A 1,667-nucleotide genomic window follows, 5' to 3' on the forward strand; every position below is an offset into this window, starting at 1 on the left:
GCGCGCTCGGTCTCGCCCCGATCCAGGTCCAGCTGGGTCAGGCTGGTCACGGCGGCCGCGGCGTCACCGGCCTGACGCAGCAGGTCCTCTGCTTCGGCGAACCGGCCCTGCCGTCGCCGGAGCTCCCCCAGGTGGGCCACGGCCTCCAGCCGGGACAGGCGCCGCGACCCCTCCAGCCGGGCCAGGACGTCGAGGAGCGCGGACTCCGCCTCCTGGGCGCGTCCGCTGGCCATCAGGATCGAGGCGTACTGGGTCCGGCACACGGCGAACAGAGGCGCGAGGTCACGTTCAGCGCAGATGTCCTCGACCCGAGCGCACCAGTCGGCGGTCCGGTCGAGGTCGCGGGTCTCCTGGCAGGCGTTGATGAGCCAGCAGCAGATCTTGCCCATCCACATCAGGTCCTCGACGTCCCCGGCCGTGGCGGCGGCGACCGCCGCGTCGAGCAGGGGCATGCCGCCGACCACGTCACCCTGCCGCACGAGGGCGAGGCCCACCAGCGCACGCCCGACGATCGTCAGTGCGCCGTCGCCGATGGCGCGACCGACGTCGACCGCCCGGGTCGCCGCGTCCAGGGCGACCACGGCGTCGTGGTCCACGTTGAGGGCGACCTCGGCCTGCCGAACGGCAAGCCAGCCGGCCTCGGGCACGTCGCGATCCGGCCCCAGCAGATCCTCGGCGCGAGCGAGCCAGCCGCGGCCCACGGCGACCCCCTTGCCGAAGAGCATCGAGTCGTAGCCGAGCGCGGACGCGGCGCGCGCCGCTCCGCGGTCGTCCCCTGTCGCGCGGAACGTGCGGTAGGCGGCCTCCCGGGCGCCGAGGGCCACGACGACATCGTCGCGCCACCAGCCGACCTGGGCCAGGCCCTCCTGAGCGCGCGCGTCGGCGTCGCCCAACGCGCCGAAGGACGCGGCTGCCTCGTCCCAGCGCCCGGCCTTCAGCGCGGCTTCGGCGGCGCCCCAGCCCTCGGTGCTCCCCACCGCCTCAGCCTCGCTGTCAACACCGCCGTCGGCAAGGGTCAGACTCCCGCTCCCGCGGCCAGCGCGTGGACGTCCGCGGTCGTCAGCGGGTTGCCGGCGATCCCCCAGTCCCCACTGGCCACCTCGCGGATGACGCACCAGGTGACCGGTCGCATGTTCTCCCCCTCGACCTCGACCATGGCGGCCGTCAGACGCGTGATGATCTCTCGCTTCTGCGCCGGGCTGAACACGTCCTTGATGACGTTGACCTCGATGAGGGGCATGACGACTCCTTCGGTCCGCTTGCCGGTCCGCGGTGGACCGGCGTCCTCAGCCTGCGCGCTCGTCCGGCGCCCCACATCGACGCAACGGGCCATCCTTCGCCCGGACGGCAGATGGCCCGAACGGGCCAGGGCCACCCCATCCCGAACCGGCCGCAGGATCCCGAGGACGCGTCGGGGAGCATCGAGGCGCCCCACCTTCGTGCGCCCGCAGTCACCGGAGCCCGGCCGGCCGGCCGGACGGTGGCGGGGTTCGTTCGGAGTGGGCGAACCGACACCACTGACCGAGCTCGGGTCGATTCACAGCTCGCGCGCCGCACGCGGTGCGCGAGACACAAAACACCCTCTGACCTGCGCGTCTGCAGTTCAGAGGGTGTTTCTCGTTCGGTCGGGCTGACAGGATTTGAACCTGCGACCCCTTGACCCCCAG

Annotated in this window: 2 protein-coding genes; both read right to left on the minus strand. The window is 73.1% G+C overall.

The genetic code is table 11. The annotated features are described in order from the left end of the window. The coding region (locus tag Q0L15_RS22130; RefSeq protein ID WP_296607007.1) for a tetratricopeptide repeat protein at window positions 1-977 on the minus strand (977 nt) is incomplete at its 3' end. A gap of 38 nt (window positions 978-1,015) precedes the next feature. Beyond that, window positions 1,016-1,240 (minus strand): tautomerase family protein, encoded by a 225-nt coding sequence (locus Q0L15_RS22135; RefSeq protein ID WP_296607009.1) that lies wholly within the window; start codon window positions 1,238-1,240, stop codon window positions 1,016-1,018. Between the last annotated feature and the right edge of the window lie 427 nt (window positions 1,241-1,667).

It is taken from the genome of Nocardioides sp. (genome assembly GCF_024509035.1).
Lineage (GTDB): Bacteria > Actinomycetota > Actinomycetes > Propionibacteriales > Nocardioidaceae > Nocardioides.